Origin of the sequence: Paenibacillus sp. GbtcB18 (assembly GCF_019091125.1) — a bacterium.
Lineage (GTDB): Bacteria > Bacillota > Bacilli > Paenibacillales > NBRC-103111 > Paenibacillus_F > Paenibacillus_F chitinolyticus.
In genome coordinates this window covers 1-22415 of the sequence record NZ_JAGXJX010000021.1, presented here as the reverse complement: position 1 = coordinate 22415, position 22415 = coordinate 1, and the positions used below count along the sequence as shown (strand labels likewise).

Below are 22415 nucleotides of genomic sequence, written 5' to 3'. Positions count from 1 at the left end.
CCCTGATAGCTCAGTTGGTAGAGCACTCGACTGTTAATCGAGTTGTCACAGGTTCGAGTCCTGTTCGGGGAGCCATACATACATCCAAGAGCCGAGAGGCTCTTTTTTTGATGCTTTCAAAAGCAGGCACAGTCGAAGAGACGGACCCGCGGGGTTGCCGTCCATGAAAAGTCAATTCGATCGTATCCGTGCTCTCACCTCTCTTTCCTCAGTCATCTCCTTTTGCCCTTCCATCCTCCATACTTGTTCATTCTGCAAGCCAGCCGTTTCTCCGACTTATAGGGGTACGGCTTTTACTTTTCCGTGATAATAATAAATAACAGTTCTTTTTAGCGGATTATTAAAATATAGTGAAATAAACCTTTTTGTAAGCGCTTAAAAATTTTTGTCTGAAGCAGCCAGCTGTATCCAAAAATAAGGAGGGCAAGCCATGGCAGACGGAGGAAGAAAGAAGTGGAGTGTCACGGCGGTTTTGTTAAGTTCGGCGTTATTGTTCGGATGTTCCGGCCAAAGCGTAAAAACGACACCGGGACCGACCCAGACGGGAAAGGACGCGGGAAATTCCCCGGCCGCTAAAAAAACGATAACCATTACTTATAGAGACGATGGAATTGGCGAGCAAGGTGCTCTGTTTAAATGGATCAAGGAAACGGCGGCCAGTTATCCGGATAAAAGCGTGGAAATCAAGCCGACCCCGATTCAGGCGTCTGAGGGAGATTATTTTGCCAAGATAGCCTTGGCACTGAAATCGAAGGATACGGCACCGGATATTGTGACGGAGGACACGTTCATTCTAAACTCGGATGCGAGTGCGGGATACCTGGAACCGTTGGATGACAGGTTGAAGGGGTGGGAAGATTGGACAAACGGCTCTTTTATCGAAGCTATGAAAAAAGGGGTAACCGCAAGCGATGGCAAGGTATATGGAGTCCCTTACAATACGGATTCGAGGGGACTGTGGTATAACAAGGAAATTTTCAAGAAAGCAGGGCTTCCCGAGAACTGGCAGCCTAAAAACTGGGATGAGGTTTTGAACGCGGCAAGGACAATCAAGGAGAAAGCGCCGGATGTGGTTCCGATCTGGATGAATATGGGCAAGGCTACGGGAGAAGCGACTTCGATGCAGACTTACGAAATGCTTCTCTACGGTACCGGAGAGAGGTTGTACGACGATGCGAGCGGAAAATGGATTGTAAAGAGCCAGGGGATTCTGGACGCGCTTGGTTTTATCGAAACGGTGACGAAGGAAAAGCTCGGACCGCCGCTGTCCAAAGTGCTGAACGGCCAGGCCGGAAACACGGCTACGCGTGAATATTTGCCGAAGGGCAAGCTCGCGATTTCCCTCGACGGGTCCTGGATTACCGGCAATTATCTGGAGGGCGGAGCCGCACCTTGGCCGGCTTATAAAGATGTGCTCGGGTTTGCGCCCATGCCGACAAGCAATGGTCAGGCCCCCGGTTCGATCACGCTAGCCGGAGGATGGGCCTTGTCGATCCCGAGTAATGCGCAGCATAAAGACGAGGCGTGGAATTTTATTAAATACGCGCTGAATAAAGAGAATACGCAGAAGCTCGTGATCGCTTCCGGCAATATAACGGTCCGGGCAGACGTAGCGAAAGATCCGGGGTACACGAAAATGCCGTTTAATGAGCTGGCGACCGAATATTTGAAGAACGCCGAGTTTAGGCCCGCGCAGGATAAATATCCGGAAGTGTCCACTCAGATTCAAACGATGGTCGAATCGGTGGCAACGGGGACAGCGCCCGCGGCCGCTTTAAATAAATATACGCAAGATGTAACCCGGATTGCCGGCGCGGAGCATGTCATGGAAAAGTAAAACGTCAGTCAGGGTGCCTGCTCAGGCCTATGCGGAAGACGGCTGGGAGGACGGGAAAAAAACGGGTGACTACCGTCATGTGACGCCACTGAGCGCGCCGGCTGTCTGGACCAAGCCTGGGCAGGTTTTTTGTACAGTTAAAGTGCGGGAGGGGGATGCGGATGAGTAGTATGGCGGTCCAAGACCTTTATAGGAAAAAACGAACCTCTTCGTGGTTTTATTTTTTGCTTCCTTCGATAGCGATTATGCTGGTGTTTTTTATTTATCCGATTTTGCTGACCTTTTATTATTCCTTTACGAATCTGGCGTTGACGGGGGAAGCCGCGAAAGAGCTGAAGTTTACCGGATTCGATAACTATGTGCGGATGTTTCAAGATCCTACGGTCCGGATCAGCATCTGGAACACGCTCGTTTTTCTGATCGGATCGGCCGTTATCGGACAGCAGGTGCTGGGCTTTCTGATTGCGCTTCTGATGAAGCACAAAAATAAGCATTTCCGGCGGGTGATCGGAACCATCGTCCTCGCAGGCTGGGTGACCCCCGAGATTGTTTGCGCCTTATGTTTGTACAGCTTTTTCGGGGATGAGGGGACTTTGAATGCCATCTTGGCGTTTTTCGGTATTCCGGTCGTAGCATGGCTGTATACCGTTCCGATGATTACGATTATTCTGGCTAACATCTGGCACGGCACGGCATTTTCCATGCTCGTCTTTCAAGCGGCGCTGGACGATGTGCCTGCGGAGATCGAAGAGGCGGCCGTTGTTGACGGTGCGTCCAGGTGGCAGATTCTGACGAGAATAGTTTTGCCCCTTATAAAAGGAACCTTAACCACCAATATGATGCTGGTTACTTTGCAGACCTTGGGCGTATTCGGGCTCATCTATGCGATGACCGGGGGAGGACCGGGAACCTCGACGACGACCCTGCCTATTTTTATGTACAACCAGGCGTTCGTGAATTATCAGCTCGGGTACGGGACGGCCATATCGCTGCTCCTGCTGCTTCTCGGCATCATCCTTAGCCTGTTCTATATCCGTGCGATGAAAGAGTAAACTTACAAGGGAGAATACCGTATGAATACGAGCCAGCGTAAATGGATGTATCGCATCTTGCCTTATACGATTCTTGTTTTCATCGGCATCTGTTTTATTCTGCCCCTTTTGTGGGTTCTGGTGGCATCCGTCGATTCCAATGCGATGCAGTCGCTTAAAGTTCCCGAGCGGCTAACCGCGACGAATTATGCGGAGGTGATGACCAACCCGGAAAATCAGCGCGCTTATATGATCGGCCTGATCATGTCTCTGGGCCAAGCCGTCCTCGTCGTTATACTGGCCCTGCTTGCGGCCTACCCCTTGTCCCGCTATCAATTAAAGTATAAAAAACCGTTTATGCTTACCGTGTTGTTCATGACTTCGCTTCCGATTACGGCGGTTATGGTTCCGGTGTATCAATTGTTCCTGACCGCCAAGCTGTATGACAATCTATTTGGCGTCATCTTATTTTTCGCGGCTTCGTCCATGCCGTACGGCATCTGGATGTTGAAAAACTTCATGGATTCCGTGCCGAGCGAACTGGAAGAAGCGGCCTGGATTGACGGGGCGTCCGTGTTTACAGGTATCCGCAAGGTGGTGGCGCCGTTAATGGTTCCCGGCATTTGTACGGTAGCGATTTTTACGTTTTCGGGAAGCTGGGGGAACTTCTTCGTTCCGTATATCCTTCTACAGTCTCCTGAAAATTTCCCGGTATCCTTGAAGTTGTACCAGTTTTTCGGGCAATACGGCATGGCCGACTACGGCAAATTGGCGGCGTTTTCGGTGCTGTATGCCATTCCGTCCGTCATTCTGTATGTGCTGTCCCAGAGATTCATGTCAAAAGGATTCGGGCTGCAGGGAGGAACAAAAGGATAAGAGGACCGACAGCAGCGGCCGCTAACAAGAGAGACCGGATCTTATAAGCATTCGCATTTAAAAGGTACCGTCGCAGAGGTTGATCGCCTCCGGGCGGTTTTTTTATTTGTTAGGACTAAAGGGCAGCAGTGAACAAAAAGACGAATCTCCGCATACAAAATGACACCTTTGGAGCCCTCGGCTAAAAACCGCGGCGCTGCAGGTGCAAAATGACACGAAGATACCAACAAGCGTCGGTGTGGGGAATCTGCTCTTTCCGGTACAATTTTATGTAAACGCTCTCTTCATGAGCGGGAACTACGAATCCAAGGAGCAACGGGGGGCTGCAACTATGAATTTCGATCTGTCTGTGGTGCCATTCAGCCGCTTTGGTTCCTATTTTGCCTTATCGAGACTGCCGAAGAGCGATAAACGCAGCGAAGGGCTTTACGTACGAATGATCCGCGGGGGCGACGAGCAGGCCGGTGTCCTGTTCGGCATCACCCCCATTGATCCGAAGAGCGGGGAGGCGTTGGCTGACTACAGGGTGGAGGCTTCCCCCGTCAGAGTCCGTCTCGAAAGCGGAGCCGGCTGGATGGAATGGTGCATACCGGAGCCGGACTGCATCCGTGTCAAGGGCGAAGGGATCGGACTGAAGCTGACGGCGGAGCTTAGCGCCTACGACTACGCGCTGCCTTACCGGGAAAGAGGATGGGAGCTTAACAGCTTTTCGCGGGAGGTCCGGATCTTGCTTTCGCCGCTGCTCGGCCATTTGGAGCCGGATGTGGTCTGGGGCGGACTCCGTGCCAAGCATATTGCTTTCGTGATGGTTCCCGGCGAAGAAAGTCAGTCGTTCGATCTGTCTCTCGAAGAATACCGGACGGTCCCCGGACAGCGCGACGGGTACTCTTACGAAGAGGCCGAAGCTATGGCGAGCCAGGACTGGGATCAGTGGCTCTCCCGCACGATACGAACGCCGGAGGATTGGGAAGAGGCCCGGACGCTGGCTGCCTATATTACGTGGTCCTGCGTCGTACGCGCGGACGGCTATTTATCCCGTCCCGCGATGTACATGTCCAAGAACTGGATGACGAACATCTGGAGCTGGGATCACTGCTTCAATGCGATGGCGCTGGCCGGAACGAACCCGGATTTAGCCTGGGATCAGTTTGCTATATTTTTTGACCGGCAGGATGAAAGCGGAATGCTGCCGGACTTTTTAAACGATAAATATGCGCTCTGGAATTGCTGCAAACCGCCCATTCACGGGTGGACGCTGAACTGGATGATGGAAAATTCGTCGGCGGTCACGGATGAGCGGCTTCGGGAAATATACGAACCGCTCGGCAAATGGACGACGTGGTGGTTCCGGTACCGAGATGACGACGGAGACGGAATTCCGCAGTACAACCACGGCAACGACAGCGGCTGGGACAACAGCACGGCGTTCCTGACCGATATTCCCGTGGAGAGTCCGGATCTTTCGGCGTTTCTGGTCATCCAGATGGAAGTGTTGGCCGCCGCGGCGCAGAGGCTCGGCCTGGATGAAGAGTCCGAGCGCTGGTCGGCCCGGGCAAACGAGCTGCTTCTAAAGCTGATCGAACACTTCTGGGACGAGAAAGAGGGCCGCTTCACAGCCATGCGTTCCGGTTCGCACGAGCGTTCGGCCGGAGACAGCCTGCTGTCGTACGTCCCGATCGTGCTGGGAAGCCGGCTCCCCGGCCCTATCCGCGAGAAGGTGATCGCGGATTTGAAGCAGCCGGACCGGTTCCTGACCGGCAACGGGCTGGCGACGGAAAGCACCTCCAGCCCGTACTATGCGGCGGACGGCTACTGGCGCGGCCCGATCTGGGCCCCTTCCACGATGCTGCTCGTGGAAGGGATTCGCGGAGCGGGCGACGAGGAGTTTGCCTCGGAGCTGGCCCGCAAGTTCTGCCGCATGGCGGCGAAGTCCGGTATGGCGGAGAATTTCGACGCCGTAACCGGTGAGGGGCTGCGCGACCGGGCGTTCACGTGGACGTCGAGCGTGTTCCTTCTGCTGGCCGGCAGATGCAGGGAAGAAGAGATGGTTTCCGGGGCGTCCGCGGACAGTCCGGGGCAGTAAGGATGGCTGCCTTGCGCCTCCGTGACGGTTAAAACGGGAACGGGAGCGATACGGGCACGAAAGCAAGGGGCAAACCAGGCAAGAAGCAAATCAGGCAAGAAGCAAATCAGGTACGAAAACATACCAAGCAAGAAGCTAACCAACCAATAAAGCATACCAACAAAGAAAACCAAGCAAGAAAACCAAGCAAGAAAACCAACCAATAAAGCACACACCAAGGGGGTAAATCGGATGACAACGAACACTTCACCGCTGGATTTAACCGGCAAAACGGCCCTGGTAACGGGAGCCGCTTCGGGAATCGGTCTTGCGGCCGCTCAAACGCTGGCAGCTAACGGGGCCAAGGTGATGCTGCTGGACATGAACGAAACCGGAGGCCGCGAAGCCGAGCGTCTTCTTACGGAGCAGGGGCATTTCGCCCGTTATATTTCGTGCGACGTTACGCGATCGGAAGACTGTCAAGCGGCAGTCGAAGCGGCGGTCCGGGAGACGGGCCGGATCGATATCGTTTTCAACAATGCGGGCGTGATTCGGCGGAAAACCGTCGTGGAACTGACGGAAGAGCAGTGGGATCTCGTGATCGACGTTTCCTTGAAAGGGACCTTCCTTCTGTCCAAATACGCGATCCCGGTAATGGAGAAGAACGGCGGCGGAAGCATTATCAACACGGGATCGGGCTGGGGACTGAAAGGCGGCGATCAGGCGGCCGCTTACTGCGCGGCTAAGGCAGGCGTAGTGAACCTGACCCGCGGGATGGCGATTGACCATGGCCCTGCCGGAATCCGCGTAAACTGCGTCTGTCCGGGGGATACGGATACGCCGCTTCTGCGCGACGAAGCCAAGCAGCTGAGCCGGGACGAGGCAAGCTTCCTCGTAGCTTCCGCGGAGCGTCCGCTGAACAGGCTGGGAACGCCTCAGGACATTGCCAATGCGGTGCTGTTCCTCGCAAGCGGGATGTCCGCGTGGGTTACCGGATCGGTTCTTGTGGTGGACGGCGGAGGGTTGGCATAAGTTTTTTGCGGCAAAGAATTTGGGGGATTGAGCTTGAGAGCTTGGGCACGGGCAAATGCTTGAACATCGACTGATCAGTACGATCTGTGATACCGGCGGTATAGAAAAAAGCTTTTGCGATTAAATCTCGCACATGAGCGATTTTTTATCGGCAAGTTACCCCGAACTTTTTCATCAGGATTCTATTATTCCATCATTCAGCAGACACAGGGAGGTTTACCGATGGCAACCAGGCAGTCTTCATCCCATCCATATATACCGAACACGGTATCCGACGTACAAAAGGAGATGCTCCAAGTGATCGGAGCGGCTTCTATCGAAGAGCTGTACCGCATGGTACCGGAATCTTTGCGCTACCGCGACACGCTTCAAATCGGTCCGGCTTTGAACGAATACGAACTGCAGCGCCACATCGAAACGCTGCTGAACCGCAATCTTCATGCGCGGGAGCGCCTCAACTTCCTCGGAGCGGGCTGCTGGCAGCATTATGTGCCTGCGGTATGCGACGAGATCAGCCAGCGTTCGGAGTTCGTGACCGCATATGCGGGAGAGCCGTACGAGGATCACGGGCGCTTTCAGGCGCTGTTCGAGTATCAGAGCCTTCTGGCCGAGCTGGTCGACATGGACGTCGTCAACGTGCCGACGTTCGATTGGGCTCAGGCGGCTTCCACCGCTCTTCGCATGGCGGCTCGCATGAACGGCCGCAGCGAGGTGCTGCTGCCGGCGACGACCCATCCGGACCGGCTGCTAATCATCCGCAACTACCTGTCGCCGCAAATCCGCTGCACCCTTGTCGGCTGCGACCCCGCGACAGGATTGCTGGATTTGGGCGATCTGCAGAGCAAGTTGAGCCCGGACACCGCGGCCGTCTACATCGAGAACCCTTCCTACCTCGGTCATATCGAGGTACAAGGGGAAGCGATCGGCAAGCTCGCGAAGGAAGCGGGCGCGGTGTTTGTGGTCGGCGTGGACCCGATCTCGCTGGGCGTCCTGAAGCCGCCATCCCGCTATGGCGCGGACCTTGTATGCGGCGACCTGCAGCCTCTCGGTATCCGCATGAACTACGGCGGAGGCCAGGCGGGTTTCATCGCTTCGCGTGACGAAGAAGCTTACGTGATGGAATACCCGTCACGCCTGTTCGGTATAGCGCCGACTTCGGTGGAAGGCGAGTACGGCTTCGGGGATGTGGCGTATGAGCGCACTTCTTTTGCGAAGCGGGAAAAAGGGAAAGAGTCCGTAGGCACGCAGACTGCGCTGTGGGGGATCACGGCAGGCGTCTATCTGGCATTGATGGGGCCGCAGGGCATGCTTGAAGTGGGCCAAACCATCGTTCAGCAGGCGGAGTACGCCAAGAAGCGGCTGTCCGAAATCGAGGGAGTCAGCATGAAATTCAGCGCGTCCACGTTTAAGGAATTTGTCGTTGACTTTAATTCCACCGGAAAAAGCGTGGCGGAGATCAATAAGCTGCTGCTGGAAGAGAATATTTTCGGAGGCAAGGACTTGTCGGCCGAGTTCCCGGAATGGGGACAGTGCGCGCTGTACTGTGTCACGGAGATTCACACTAAGCAGGATATCGATACCCTCGCGATGGCGCTGAAAAAAGTGCTGGGGCGGGCCGACAGGTAGAACCAAGCCATAGAACCTACTATTGAAACCGGTTAATAGAACCAATCAATAGAATCAATGAATAGAACCAATCAATAGCCGAGCAATAGAACCAACCTATAGATTCAACCACCGATGAGAGGGGATACCGGCAACCATGATCAAACGAATCGAACGAAACAGCAAGGTCCGCAAGTTCCACCAGGCGAAATGGGATGAGCCTGTCCTATTCGAACTGCACCGTCCGGGCGAGCGGGGGATTCTGGTACCGGCTGCGGAGCCGGAGGTGGAAGCCGAGGTAGGCGACGGACTGTCCGCCCTGCCGGCGTCCATGCGCAGAGAAACGGCCCCGGCCCTTCCCGAGATCGGCCAGGCCAAAGTGCTGCGGCATTACCTTCGCCTGTCGCAGGAAACGCTGGGGTCCGATTTCAACGTCGAAATCGGCCAGGGCACCTGCACCATGAAATACATTCCGCGAATCAACGAGATGCTTATCCGCAGCCCCAAAATGATGGACCTTCATCCGCTGCAGGATCCGGATACCGTACAGGGCATGCTTGAAATCTATCACGGCCTCGACTTGGCGATGAGGGAAATATCGGGCATGGACCGGTTCTCCTTTCAGCCGAGCAGCGGAACACAGGCGCTGTTCGCCATGGCGTCCATCGTCCGTGCTTACCATGATGCGAACGGGGAAGGCGAGAAGCGCGACGAGATCATCACGACGATATTCTCGCATCCGTCCCAGGCCGCAACCGCCGCGGTAAAAGGGTACAAAATCATCACCTTGTACCCGGACAAGGACGGCTTCCCGGATCTGGAGGCGCTGAAGAACGCGGTGTCCGAGAGGACGGCAGGTTTTGTCGTGGCGAACCCAGAAGACACCGGAATCTTCAATCCCCGGATTCGCGAGTTTACGGACGTCGTGCATGAAGCGGGCGGAATCTGCTTCTACGATCAGGCCAACGCGAACGGGCTGCTCGGCATTGCGCGGGCGAAAGAAGCAGGTTTCGATATGTGCTTCTTCAACCTGCACAAGACGTTCGCGGCGCCTCATATGTGCGGAGGACCCGCAACCGGAGCGCTGGGGGTGACGGCGCAGCTGGCGCCGTTCCTGCCTGGCCCCGTCGTGGAATACGACGGCAGCCGCTACAGCCTGAGCGGGGAAACCCCGGAAAGCATCGGCAAGGTACGGATGTTCCACGGGGTGGCTCAAACGGTGCTCCGTTCGTATGCCTGGATTCGCGCGCTGGGGCCCGAAGGGCTGCTGGACGTGGCCAAAACAGCCGTTCTCAACAATAACTATTTGTATGCGAACATTTTGAAAATCAGAGGCGCCAGCGCCCCGTATGTAGAAGGCGGACGTCTGGAACAGGTACGCTACAGCTGGGAACAGCTGACGAAGGAGACGGGCGTGACGACCGAGGATGTCCAGCGCAGAATGTGCGATTTCGGGCTCCATTACTGGACCAGTCATCATCCGTATATCGTTCCGCAGCCGTTCACATTGGAGCCGACGGAATCGTACTCCAAAGAAGATCTTGACGAGTATCTGGATGCGCTGCGCCATATTTCGCAGGAAGCTTACGAAAATCCGGAGATCGTGAAAAGCGCTCCCCACAACAGCACCGTCCACCGCATCGACGAATCCAGCTTCGACGATCCCAAAGAGTGGTGCATTACGTGGCGGTCCTATCTCAAAAAGACACAGCCGGCCGGGGCCGCCCGTTGAAGGGTACTGCCCATGGATACGGGGAACCGTTACTGACGACGCTCAGGCAGTGAGCGCGGCTGGGTTATATTTCAAACTCCATAGAGCGCGGGGAGGCATGTGCACACAGCCTTCCCGTGCTATAATCATTTTACGGAAGCGCTTACTTTACTGCATGCGGGGGAGATTACGTTGTTTAGACACCTGGGCCTACTGCCGATTCGTTTGCGCCGGAGCCTGCAGGGGAAGCTGGTGCTGCTGATTTTGCTGGTCGCCATTATCCCTCTGTTGTCTTTGGGCTACGTGCTGTATACCAAGTCTTCGCAGACGATAAACGAGCAGTTTGGGCGTTACGGGGAAAATACGGTATCCCAGCTGCAGGTACAGATCGATTCGACGCTGGCTCAGATGAAATATACCGTCGGAGATATTTTGTCCTACCTGCTGGATCCTAACTTTACGGTTCTGCATGAGGAGATTCCAACGACTTATTTGGGCTTTAAAGAAGAGCAGCAGCTCGAACAGTATTTAAAAGCCCATAAAACGCTGGATACGAAAGGCATTTTTATCCTGACGAAGTCCGGCTATTATTACGGCGAGCGCATCGCCAATACGGATCTCGTGGAGGAAAGCCCCTGGTTCGGCGAGGAGCGCACGGGATACCGGTTCAGCATTTACGAGCCCAAGCAGTACAGCGGCACTTCCAACGTTCCGGGCGAAAAAGTGATCGGCCTGCTTTTCCAGATTCACAATCAGGTCGGGGCGCTGGAGGATGCAAAGGTGCTGATTGAAGTGAAAGCCGAAAAGCTGCTGGATATGTTCCACGAGTACGAGCGGGATACGGGAGCTTTCCTGACCATATCGGATCAAGGGCGCATTCTGTATCAGACGGCGAAGGCTTACACAAAGCGTGACGACGATGTCGTCTGGACGAAGCAGTCGGAGGAAACCGATTGGAAAATCGAAGTGCGGACGCCGTACCAACAGTTTTACCAGTCGTCTCTGCTGATCCGGACATTTACGTTTACGGCCGTCAGTTTGTCCATTCTGTTGGCTTTCGTTCTGGCGTACTTCAGTTCGCTGCGTTTCCTGAGCCGGATTAAAAAAATGAAAGATTCCATCCGGGACGTCTCGCTCGGGCGACTGGATACCCGAATCGTCGTCGATTCCGAAGATGAAATCGGGCGTCTGGGCCGGAGCTTCAATCACATGGTTGTCCAGCTACAGGATTTGTTCGGAGAGGTCAAACGCGTGGAGCGGCAGAAAAAAGAAGCGGAGCTCCGGGCGCTTCACCATCAGATCAACCCCCATCTGCTGATCAATACGCTCGCTTCTATCCAGTGGAAAGCGCGGATTGCCGGCAATGCCGAGGTGCAGCAGATGATTCTGCATCTGACCAAGGTACTCGACGGTAACCTGAACTACACCCGTGAGCTGGTAACCTTGAAGGAGGAGCTGGATGTGATTCATCATTACATGAATCTCCAGGAATACCGGTTCGGCCATGTGTTCGGCTACCGTATCGATACGGGGGAAATCTCCCTGGACCAGGTCCGCATTCCGCGGATGACTCTGCAGCCTTTGGTGGAAAATATTTTTTTTCACGCGTTCGAAGACGGAGCGGGCAAGATCGAAATTAAAGTGCGTGAAGAGGGAAAGGCGATCCGGCTGAGTGTGTGCGACGACGGCAAGGGAATGGAACCCGAGGCGGCCCGGCAGCTTCTGTCCGATCCGGGAGATGCGGTCGGCCGCAAGAAGCGCAGCATCGGCATCTATAATGTCGATCAGCGGATCAAGCTGCATTTCGGCGATAAATACGGGCTGGATGTAGAGTCGGAGCCGGGAAAAGGAACATGCATCGGGATTAAGCTTCCGAAGGAGGAGGAAACGGGATGAGCGATACGACTATACGCGTACTGATTGCCGACGATGAAGTGATTATCCGCAGGGGGCTGATCAGCACGGTGCCCTGGGAACGCTATGGAATGGAAGTAGTGGCGGATGCGCCGAACGGGACCCGGGCCTGGGAGGCTTTTTTGGAGCACGAGCCGGAGGTGGTCATTACGGACATCGTGATGCCCGGGATGACGGGAATCGAGCTGATCCGCAAGATCAAGGAGTACGCCCCTCGGACAAAAGCGCTGCTGCTCAGCTGCCACCGCGATTTCGAATATGCCAAGCAGGGCATTAAGTACGGCGCGTCCGGCTATCTGCTCAAAACCGATTTCAGCGACGAGGAGCTGGGAGACTACCTGGAAGGCTTCCGCAGCGAGCTCCGCAGGCCCGGACAGCAGGCGCCCGCAAAGTCCGGGGGAGCCGAGGTGTCGGACGCGGACAAGTCCGTAGACGTGGAAGGAGCGATCCGCGAATGGCTGCACGGCATCCGGGACCGTTTTCCCGCCGAGCTGGAAAGGCTGCTCGACGGGCAGTGGCGGTGGATGCGCGAGCCGACGGTGCCTTATCTGATCGGCTGCGGCGAGAGCGGCAGCGGAGAAGGAAGCGACCGCGGCGGAGCCTGCGTGGACGGCGGCGGCCCGGCATCTGCCGAAGCGGAAGCGCTTGGCGCCACGGCCACACCGGGCCCGGCTACCTGCGCCGCGCGCTTGGCCGCCGGGCTGGCCTCCGCGGGCCTCTGCGCGGTGGCCGCCCTCAGCGGGCAGCATGTGCTGCTGCTCGTCCCGCAGGGAGAGCGGCAGGCGTGGAACGCCCGCTTGTGCGCGCTCAAAGCGGCGGACTCGCAGCTGCGCTGGACGGAGGGCGCGGCGTTCGCCGGCGCGTCCGGCTGGCTGGCGGAGGTGCGCAGCCTGCACGGGCGCATCGAGCTGGAGACGCGCCACCGCGTGCGCATCGGCGAGTGGCCCGAGCCGATTGCGGCGGCGGTGCGCCTGATCGTCGAGCAGGCGGACTCGCAGCTCTCCGTCGCGGAAGCGGCCCATGAGGTGGGCCTGAGCCGCAGCCATTTCAGCACGCTGTTCAAGCGCGTGGTGGGCGAAAGCTTCGTGGCGTTCACCTGCCGCACGAAGCTGGGCATCGCTTCGGAGCTGCTCGCCGCCTCGAAGCTGACCGTGCAGGACATCGCGGACCGGGTAGGCATGCCGGATGCGAAATATTTCAGCAAATGGTTCAAGCGCTGCACGGGTCAGACCCCGAGTCATTACCGCACGGAACGGCGGATGACGGACACTCGCTAGCCGTTTCTGTCCGTGCGGTTTCCCGGAAGGGAAACCTTCTTTTTTTCCCCGGTAACGGATCGCCGGATAAAAACACCCCCTCGCGCCGGACGGATTGGCACCTTCCTCATGAGCTGCGCGGTGAGCGGGCAAAGCGGCACTTTTTTTCGAACATTCTTCCGTTTTGAAAACGCTTTATTTGCCGTAAACTGAAGTCAATTCAACGCATTCATCTCATCACACCTAAGATGTTTATGGGGGGAACTTTATGAAAAAGACGCTCGTTCTCGCGCTTACCGGATCGATGGTTACCGTCCTTGCCCTCTCGGGCTGCGGCTCCAAGCAGGGAGAAACCCAAGGGGGAGGAGACTCCGGCGCCGGCGGCGGCAAAGTGACGCTGCGCTTCGCGACCTGGGATACCGGGGATCTGCTCAAAATCCAGGAAACGATTGCCAAAAACTTCGAAGCGAAGCATCCGAACGTTAAGGTACAGGTCGAAGCTTACGGGGACGGATTCGATCAGAAGCTGGCCGCTTCCATCGGGGCCAACAATGCGCCGGACGTGATGTACATGTGGGATTTTCCGACGTATTACAAAAACCTCGAACCTCTGGATGAGCGGATGAAAAGCGATAGCGCGCTAAAGCAGGACGATTTTTACCCGGGACTGCTCAATTACGTCAAAATCGATGGAACCGCTTACGGAATACCGGCTGGGTTTACGACAAGGGTGATGTACTACAATAAAAAGCTGTTTGACGAAGCGGGCGTTCCTCAGCCTAAAGAAGGCTGGACGTGGGACGAATTCAAAAGCGCAGCCCAGAAGCTGACGAATCCGGCCAAAAAGCAGTACGGCTTCGGAGTCCGTGCGGAGAACGATCCGTACGATCTTCAGGGAATCGTCTGGAGCAACGGCGGCAGCTTTATCTCGGATGACGGCAAAACGATCGAAGGCTACATGAACGGCAAGCCGGCGGTCGAGGCGATCGGCATGATCGGCGACCTCGTCAAATCCAAGACGGCCGTAATCGTCGGCGGCAAGAACCAGCAGTCGGGGGACGACATTTTCAAAGCGGGCAAAATCGCCATGTGGGAGAGCGGCATCTGGCCGTTGGACGGCTTCAAGGAGGCGAAGGTCGATGTCGGAACGGTTTCCATGCCTGTTTTCCCGGGCAAGCCGGTTAAAGGCGTAATCGCCGAATCCGCGGTCTCGATGTCCAAAAACTCCAAGCACAAGGAAGAAGCGTGGGAGTTTATCAAATATTACGCTTCCGAGGAAGCGATCAAGCTGCGGACAAGCGACCTGCCGGTGCGCAAAAGCATCGTGGAGGGCAACAAGCTCGACCAGGACCCGGTGTATAAGGCGTTCTACACGATGCTCGAAGCGAGCGACAACACCCCGGCTTTCCTGCTCAGCCCGAAATGGAACGAAGTCAACCGCAACTTAACGTCGGCCATCAACGCGATTATGCTGGGACAAAACGCCCAGGATTCGATGGATACGGCCGTCCGCGATTCGCAAAAGTTTTTCAAATAACCCGTTAGGGAAACGGAAGTGAGCCCATGCAACCGAACACCTTGCAGCTTCAAAAAGGCGTGCGGCGCAGCATCTGGAGAAGAGGCAGGCTAACCCCCTTCCTCTTCATTCTTCCCTGGATGATCGGGTTCGTGGCCTTTACGCTCGGACCCCTCCTGTTTTCGCTCGTCATTTCCTTTTACGATTGGCCCATTGTCGGCGAACGGACCTTTGTCGGCTTCCAAAACTATGTGAATATGTTCACAAATGACCCTTTATTCTGGCATTCCTTGGGCGTAACGGTCCGGTTTGCCGCTATCTTCGTGCCGCTGAATCTGGCTATCGCTCTTCTGCTGGCTGTTCTGCTCAATCAGAACGTCCGGGGAAGCGGTATTTTCCGCACCGTGTTCTATCTGCCTTCCGTCATCTCGGGCGTTGCCCTGGCGATGATTTGGGCTTGGGTATACAGCGGGGAATACGGCATTCTCAATTATTTCCTGACTCTGGTCGGAATTACCGGGCCGGATTGGCTGCGCGAGCCGAACTGGTCGATGATCGCGATGGTTGCCGCAAGTCTATGGGCGCAGGGGTCCATGATGCTGATCTTCCTCGCGGGGCTGAAAAATATCCCCGGCGATCTGTACGAAGCCGCCGAACTGGACGGTGCGGGCGCGTTCAAGCGATTTATCCGCATCACGCTTCCCATGCTGGGGCCGACCCTGCTGTTCAACCTGATTACGTCGATTATCGCCGCTTTCCAGCAGCTTACGCTGGCTCTGACGCTCACGGGCGGAGGGCCGCTGAATTCGACTTACTTTTACGCAATGTATGTGTACGAGAACGCTTTTAAATATTTCAAAATGGGTTATTCCGCAGCCAACGCCTGGGTCATGTTCGTGATCGTGCTGGCGCTGACGATGATGGTCTTCCGCTCTACCTCCATGTTCGTCTATTACGAGGGTGAACTGAAGAAGAACAAAGCCCGGAAAACGAAGCGCAAAGCGCTGTAAAGACGATTGCGAGGTGAAGACATGAAGAAAGTACTCACATATGCCCTGCTGCTGTTTTTCTCGCTGCTGTTCCTGATGCCGTTCTTCTGGCTGGTTACGACGGCTCTGAAAAGTCCGGAAGAGGTTTACATGTATCCGCCCAAGTGGATTCCGTCCGAGCTTCACTGGGAGAACTTCGCGAAGGCGTGGACGATACAGCCGTTTAACGTGTTTCTGAAAAATTCGCTGACCGTTACCGTGCTGTGCAACATCGGCCAGTTGATCTCATCCTCCCTGGTAGCGTACGGCTTTGCGCGGTTCCGCTTCAAGGGCCGGGACGCCCTGTTCATGGTCGTGCTCGCCACGATGATGATTCCTTGGGACGTTACGATGATCCCGCTTTACATGGAGTTTAACTTCCTGGGCTGGATCAATACGCTGAAGCCTTTGATCGTCCCCTCCTGGTTCGGCTCCGCGTTTTACATTTTCCTGCTGAGGCAGTTTATTATGACCATTCCGACGGAGCTTGAAGAGGCGGCAAAAATCGACGGGGCGGGGGATCTGAAAATTTTTACGAAAATTATCATTCCCCTGATGTTTCCGGCTCTCGTGCTTGTCAGCGTCTTCAATATGCTGGACACGTGGAACGATTATCTCGGGCCGCTCATTTTCCTCAACGATGCAAGCATGTACACGCTGACGCTCGGTCTGGCGCAGTTTAAAGGGATGTTCGGCGTCGACATGACGTCGGTTATGGCCGTTACAACGATTATTTGTCTGCCTCCGCTTGCGGTGTTCTTCCTTGCCCAGCGGTATATCGTGGAAGGCATTTCGATGACAGGCATCAAGTAAGGCGATGGATGCGGCAACTCTTCCTAGGTTTCTTTTGTGAAGCAGGAATGGATGGGATTAAGGGCTGTACTCTCAAAATGAAAACCGTAAGCAAGGAAGTTAACTCGCAAGTTTCGGACAGCAAGGGGATTGGACAGATGTGTTTAGTTTTCGCAGCAGCAACTCAAGCATGACAACCGGAGTCAGGCGGTTTCTGGCGACGGAAGCGCTGTACGGGATCGGAATCGGGCTTTATTCGCTGGCTCTGAATCTTCACCTGCTGGCGCTTGGCGCAAGCGGCGGCCAGATTGCGAGCATCTCCGCCGTGGGTATTCTCATCATGGGAATCGGTGCATTACCCGCCGGTATGCTTGCGGGAAAAATCGGCCGCAAGCCCATGCTGCTGACAGGTTCGATGCTCGTTGCCGCAGGAGCGGCCCTATTCGCTACCGGACGCAGCCTACCGGTCTGGTACACGGCCCAGGCGGTCGCATCGGCGGGATTTATGTGTATCGAGACAACGGAAATCCAGCTTCTGTTCCGGTACTGCCGTTCCCGCCGAGAGGAGAGCCGGGCTTTTCACGGGATGTTCGCGGTGTTCACCGCCTTCACGGGACTCGGCAATCTGCTCGGCGGAATCCTCTCCCGGGCGGACGCTTCGGCCGCAGGCCACGCCCCGTCGCTCTATGCTTCCACCGTATGCATCGCGGTGCTGTCTCTGCTGCGCTTGCGGCTGCTTCCGGCGGAACGGGCTGCGGGCGACAGCGGCGGAGCGCCGGCGATGGGCGGTCCCGGAGACGGCGGCCGTCCGGAACAGGCGGGAGCGGATACATCCGGGAGCGGATTGCGTCCGCGGGCCGAAGTCGCGGCGGGTGCCGAAAGCGACAGCCGTGATGCGGCAGAAGCTGCAAGCAGGGGCCGTGACACGAAGGGGAAGGTGACCGGAGACAGCGGCCGCAGCAAAGCGGGGAAAGCGCCGGAAGCGCCCGCATCCGGAAGCGCAGAGTGTGGCGCCGAGGAGAAGCACGCGTCCCGCAGGGGACCGGCGAAGCGGCCCATATCAAGCGGGAGGCAACCTGTGGGCCGCGTGCCGCGTTTGCCGCAGGGGCTCCGCAGCCTGCTCCGCAATCGGTCGCTCTGGCTGCTCGCGTCCAACGCCTGCCTGATCGGATTTGTTTTCTCGTTCATCGGCCCGTTTATGAACGTGTATCTGAAGTTCCGGGCGGCATGGGGCGACGATCTGATTTCTTACGTGTACACGGTCAACGGGCTTGTGCTGTTCGCCGCTTCGCTGGCCGCTCCCAAAATCATGGAGCGCTGGGGAGCGAAAGCCGCCTTTACCGGCGCGTTCCTCGGAAACGCGGGGCTGGCTCTTCTGCTCCTGATCGCGCAGCCGGCGCCGGTATTTGCGGCCTTGCTCGTTCTCCGCAGCGGAAGCTTCTCGCTGCTCGGCAATCTGGTCGACAGCGAAACCATGTCTTCGCTGCGTGAAGAGGACCGCAATCTGTACGCGGGAATGCGGGCGGTCTTCCGCTGTATCGGATCGTCTTTGTCGACGATGACGGCGGGTTTTTTTATGAATGCTGGCGATTATCACACTCCGTTTCTCATTGCGGGCGTGCTGCTGATCGTGAATTTTATGTATTTCCGCAGCCGCGTGCTGCCTTTAATCATCAAACGCAACGACAATCTAAGGGGTGAGCCCCAAGCAGGAGGAGCATAGATATGAAGGAACTACATTTGCAGCGCCGGGATTGGGAAAATCTCGATGTGCTGGAGCGGGACCGACTGCCGGCTCGGGCCAGTTTTATTCCCTACGGAGAAGAAAAAAAGGCACTTACTTACGCCGAAGAGCGTTCGGACCGGACGCTGCTTCTTAACGGTACGTGGGCTTTCCGGTATACCGGATCGCCTGAGGAAGCACCGGTCGGTTTTTATGAGCCGGAGTTCGACGCCTCCGCCTGGGACCGGCTTCCTGTGCCGAGCTGCTGGCAGCTGCACGGGTACGGCGCTCCCCATTATACGGATCTGTACTACCCGTTCCCGGTTGACCCCCCGCGTGTGCCCGCAGCCAATCCTACGGGGAGTTACCTGAGAGAATTTACCCTGCCGGATGATTGGACGGATAAGGACATTGTTATCCGGTTTCACGGTGTAGACAGCGCCTATAACGTCTGGCTGAACGGGGAGTATGCCGGATACAGCGAAGGGAGCAGGCTGACGGCGGAATTCGATTTGACGCCTTTTATCCGCAGCGGACGGAATGTTCTTGCCGTGCAGGTCTATCAGTGGTCGGCCGGAAGCTACCTGGAAGACCAGGATATGTGGTGGCTGAGCGGCATATTCCGTGATGTCGTCCTTACGGCCCGGCCCAAGCTGCATCTGCAAAATATCCGGGTACACGCCGGGCTGGATGAAGCGTGCAGACACGGACTTCTCCGCGTGGCTGTGACGGTAGCAGAAGCCGCAGGATGCGCTGCGCGGATCGGCGGTCAAACCGGCACGCAAACCGATGCTCAAAGAGGTACACAAATCGGTACACAAAGCGACGCACAAAACGGGGCCCATAGCGATGTACAAACCGGCGCGCAAAACGAGACCCGGAACGGTTCTCAGACCCCGACGGCGTCAGCGGCAGACACGGCTAGCCGTTCATTCACTTTAGCCTGGAAACTCCGGGACCGCGAAGGGAACCTTATCGTCTCGGGGGAGGAAAACGGGATTGAGGGCAGCGGAAAAACGGACGGAAACGCCGGAACGGATAAGGAGCGGTCATTTACGATTGAAGCGGAAATCAAGGAACCCCGCAAATGGTCCGCGGAAACGCCTTATTTGTATGACCTGATCGTCACTCTGCTGGACGAAGAGGGAAAGGTGCTGGAAACGACTGCGCTGAAAACCGGTTTCCGCCGCATTGAGGTCAAAGGCGGCCTCATGCTCGTGAACGGGAAAGCGATTCGTCTGCGCGGAGTGAACCGTCACGACCATCACCCCGATACAGGCAGAACCGTCACACCGGAGACGATGGAGAAGGACATCCGGATGATGAAGCAGCACAACATCAATGCGGTGCGGACGGCTCACTACCCGAACGACCCGCGCTTTTACGACCTGTGCGACCGGTACGGCTTGTATGTCATGGACGAAACCGATCTGGAGACGCACGGCTTCGAACTGATCGGGGACGCTAACCGGCTCAGCGCCGATCCGGCGTGGGAGCACGCCTATGTGGACAGAATGCGGAGAATGGTCATGCGCGATGAAAATCACCCTTCGATTATCATGTGGTCACTCGGCAATGAATCCGGTTTTGGATGCAATCACGAGGCGATGTACGCGTGGTGCCGCTCCTACGATCCATCTAGGCTCGTTCATTACGAAGGGGACCGCGAAGGGAAAGCCTGCGATGTGTTCAGCACCATGTACTCCTCTCCCGAGAAAATGCGGGGATTCGGTGAAATGAAGGAGCTGGACAAACCGCATATCTTATGTGAATATGCCCATGCCATGGGAAATGGCCCCGGTGGGCTCCAACACTATGAGGAGCTTTTCAGAACGTATCCGAGGCTTCAGGGAGGCTTCGTCTGGGAGTGGATCGATCACGGTCTGCGGCGGAAAAAAGCGGACGGCCGCGAATATTTCGCTTACGGCGGAGATTACGGCGATCAGCCGAACAACGGAAACTTTTGTATCGACGGACTCGTAACGCCGGACCGCACGCCGTCTCCGGGTCTGTTGGAATACAAGAAAACGATAGAACCGATATCGGTAGAGATCACAGGATGGGAGCCGGGCAACAACGAAGGAAGCGCCGAGCTGATTATCCGGAACCATTACGATTTTATCTCGCTTGGAAACTTCCGCTGCACGTGGAAGCTGGAGGCGGACGGCCGCCTCATTGGCGGAGGTCCGGCCGAGCTGCCGGACCTGGCCGCCGGAGAAGAGGGGATTCTCCGTATTGCCCTTCCTGCGCCTGCGGCAGATGAGGAAGGCCCGGCCGAGCACTGGCTGACCGTGCGCATCGTGCTGGCCTCCCCGGCATCTTGGGCGGAGGAAGGCCACGAGATTGCGTGGGCGCAGTTTCCGCTTCATGCCTGCTCCAAGGGGGCGGCAGGAGCGGCGCTTGGGAACCAAGAGCCCGCCCCGGCAGCCGCCGCAGCCGCCATCCGGGTCGAAGAAGCGTACCGCCTGCTCACCTTGACGGGAGCGGACTTCACGCTTGTCTTCGACCGGGGAAGCGGGGGCATCGCCTCCTGGCGGCACGCGGGCACCCCGGTGATCGCCGAAGGCGGCGGACCGCGGCTCGCCTTGTGGCGCGCACCGATCGACAACGACATGTACGTTGTCGCCGACTGGCGCAAGGCGTGCGTGCATATGGCGGCCGACGATGTGCGCGGCAGCGGCTGGGAGCGGCTCGCGGACGGTTCCGTGCGCGTGAGTGTCTCCATCCGCACGGCGCCGCCCGTGTACGCCTGGGGCTTCTCCTGCACGTGGGCTTACACCGTTCGTCCCGATGGGACGGTGGACTTGATCGTGCAGGGCGAGCCGGACGGCACGCCGCCGGATATGCTGCCCCGCATCGGCCTGCGGATGGAGCTGCCCGGCAGCATAGACCGCGTGACCTGGTACGGGCTCGGTCCGGGGGAATCTTACCCGGACAGCAGACAAGCCGCGCGGATGGGTTTGTACGACGCCGCGGTCGACGACCTGCGCTTTCCGTACGTCAAGCCGCAGGAAAGCGGCAACCGCTCCGATGTGCGCTGGGCGTACCTGCGCGGCGTGCAGGGCTCCGGGCTTCTGGCGGCCGGACAGCCGTCCTTTGACTTCGGAGCCAGCCGCTACACGCCGGAGGACCTGGAAGCGGCCTCCCACGAGTGCGATCTCGTTCCGCGCGATTATGTCACGCTTCATCTGGATTACAAGCAGAACGGGCTGGGCAGCAACAGCTGCGGGCCGAAGCAGCTTCCGCCGCATGTGCTGGAGCCGCAAGCTTTTCGGTTTGCGGTACGGCTGGGGCCCGTTTCCGGCGATGCGCATCCCGCACAGACCGCGGCCGCGCTTCGTTCCGGCGGCATAAGCTGAGCAAGAACCCCTTCCAACCAAACACGTCCGATGCTCCTGTGAGCAAGGGCGTGTTTTTTTAAAGCTTTAACCGTTAATGGGCATGCGCATGTTATCGACTCTCAGAATAAGTGGGGATTGAACGGCTGCCGCGTAGCGCCGCAACGAGCCAGTGAATCGCGCACTTTGGAAGAATAGAGAATCATGCCTGCGTCTTACGTCAGCGCGCAGTGCTTGGCGTCAAATGACGGTTGTCAGCCACAAGGAGAATCATGTCCGCGTATGCGAATTTATGTTCCTGTATCACAGCGTTCATTTACATCTGTTGATCGGGATACCTCCTGCCACTTTTCAATCGTGACCTCCGGAACCTTTGATTTTACTGGAGAAAACTGCGTTTTTATCCGTCAAAAACAGCATGCCCATATAGCGGAAATTTCTAGGATATTTTGGATAGAAGAAAAAGCTTGTAATCTTTTAAATTTCTGATACAATAATCCTTGTCGCCAAAAAAGACAACCATCAAGGCCCGTTGGTCAAGGGGTTAAGACACCTCCCTTTCACGGAGGTAACAGGGGTTCGAATCCCCTACGGGTCATTCTATTCCTACTATAAGATATGGACGCTTAGCTCAGCTGGGAGAGCATCTGCCTTACAAGCAGAGGGTCGGCGGTTCGATCCCGTCAGCGTCCAC

General features: G+C 56.7%; 15 protein-coding genes and 2 tRNA genes. All 17 read left to right on the top strand.

Translation table 11 applies throughout. The features are described 5' to 3' along the window. Positions 1–430: 430 nt before the first annotated feature. The 17 genes from KVT34_RS28785 (at position 431) to KVT34_RS28705 (ending at position 22414) form a co-directional block, all read left to right on the top strand. Positions 431–1837, top strand: a complete 1407-nt coding sequence (locus KVT34_RS28785; protein ID WP_217563124.1) for an ABC transporter substrate-binding protein — start codon at positions 431–433, stop codon at positions 1835–1837. Then, positions 1821–2006, top strand: coding sequence for a hypothetical protein (locus KVT34_RS28780; protein WP_217563123.1), 186 nt, complete (start codon positions 1821–1823; stop codon positions 2004–2006). The genes KVT34_RS28785 and KVT34_RS28780 overlap by 17 nt, the downstream gene beginning before the upstream one ends. Then, on the top strand, positions 1999–2889 hold the full coding sequence (locus tag KVT34_RS28775) for a carbohydrate ABC transporter permease (protein ID WP_217563122.1): 891 nt from the start codon (positions 1999–2001) through the stop codon (positions 2887–2889). The genes KVT34_RS28780 and KVT34_RS28775 overlap by 8 nt, the downstream gene beginning before the upstream one ends. A gap of 21 nt (positions 2890–2910) precedes the next feature. Continuing rightward, on the top strand, positions 2911–3744 hold the full coding sequence (locus tag KVT34_RS28770) for a carbohydrate ABC transporter permease (protein WP_217563121.1): 834 nt from the start codon (positions 2911–2913) through the stop codon (positions 3742–3744). Positions 3745–4075: 331 nt separating this feature from the next. Further along, on the top strand, positions 4076–5827 hold the full coding sequence (locus KVT34_RS28765) for an amylo-alpha-1,6-glucosidase (protein ID WP_217563120.1): 1752 nt from the start codon (positions 4076–4078) through the stop codon (positions 5825–5827). Positions 5828–6058: 231 nt separating this feature from the next. Next, entirely contained in the window at positions 6059–6838 is a 780-nt protein-coding gene (locus tag KVT34_RS28760; RefSeq protein WP_217563119.1) for an SDR family NAD(P)-dependent oxidoreductase, read from the top strand. A gap of 222 nt (positions 6839–7060) precedes the next feature. Further along, positions 7061–8464, top strand: coding sequence for an aminomethyl-transferring glycine dehydrogenase subunit GcvPA (gene gcvPA / locus KVT34_RS28755; RefSeq protein WP_217563118.1), 1404 nt, complete (start codon positions 7061–7063; stop codon positions 8462–8464). Positions 8465–8600: 136 nt separating this feature from the next. Continuing rightward, the gene (gcvPB, locus tag KVT34_RS28750) at positions 8601–10175 is read left to right on the top strand and encodes an aminomethyl-transferring glycine dehydrogenase subunit GcvPB (protein WP_217563117.1); all 1575 of its coding nucleotides are present in this window, start codon (positions 8601–8603) and stop codon (positions 10173–10175) included. Positions 10176–10346: 171 nt separating this feature from the next. Beyond that, a complete protein-coding gene (locus KVT34_RS28745; protein WP_254635220.1) occupies positions 10347–12050 on the top strand; it encodes a cache domain-containing sensor histidine kinase in 1704 nt (567 codons plus the stop codon). Beyond that, the gene (locus tag KVT34_RS28740; protein ID WP_217563115.1) at positions 12047–13345 is read left to right on the top strand and encodes a response regulator transcription factor; all 1299 of its coding nucleotides are present in this window, start codon (positions 12047–12049) and stop codon (positions 13343–13345) included. The genes KVT34_RS28745 and KVT34_RS28740 overlap by 4 nt, the downstream gene beginning before the upstream one ends. A 247-nt stretch (positions 13346–13592) precedes the next feature. After that, positions 13593–14861 (top strand): ABC transporter substrate-binding protein, encoded by a 1269-nt coding sequence (locus KVT34_RS28735; RefSeq protein WP_217563114.1) that lies wholly within the window; start codon positions 13593–13595, stop codon positions 14859–14861. 26 nt (positions 14862–14887) lie between these two features. After that, positions 14888–15850 carry a carbohydrate ABC transporter permease gene (locus KVT34_RS28730; RefSeq protein WP_217563113.1) on the top strand — a complete coding sequence of 321 codons (963 nt, stop codon included), beginning with the start codon at positions 14888–14890 and terminating at the stop codon, positions 15848–15850. Between the two features lie 21 nt (positions 15851–15871). Next, a complete protein-coding gene (locus KVT34_RS28725) occupies positions 15872–16681 on the top strand; it encodes a carbohydrate ABC transporter permease (RefSeq protein WP_009672023.1) in 810 nt (269 codons plus the stop codon). A gap of 169 nt (positions 16682–16850) precedes the next feature. Further along, complete coding sequence (locus KVT34_RS28720) at positions 16851–18383, top strand: MFS transporter (protein ID WP_254635219.1); 1533 nt, start codon at positions 16851–16853, stop codon at positions 18381–18383. Between the two features lie 2 nt (positions 18384–18385). After that, entirely contained in the window at positions 18386–21742 is a 3357-nt protein-coding gene (locus KVT34_RS28715) for a glycoside hydrolase family 2 TIM barrel-domain containing protein (RefSeq protein WP_217563111.1), read from the top strand. 505 nt (positions 21743–22247) lie between these two features. Then, positions 22248–22319 (top strand) — tRNA-Glu (locus KVT34_RS28710). A gap of 22 nt (positions 22320–22341) precedes the next feature. Then, positions 22342–22414 (top strand) — tRNA-Val (locus KVT34_RS28705). The last annotated feature ends 1 nt before the right edge of the window (position 22415 follow it).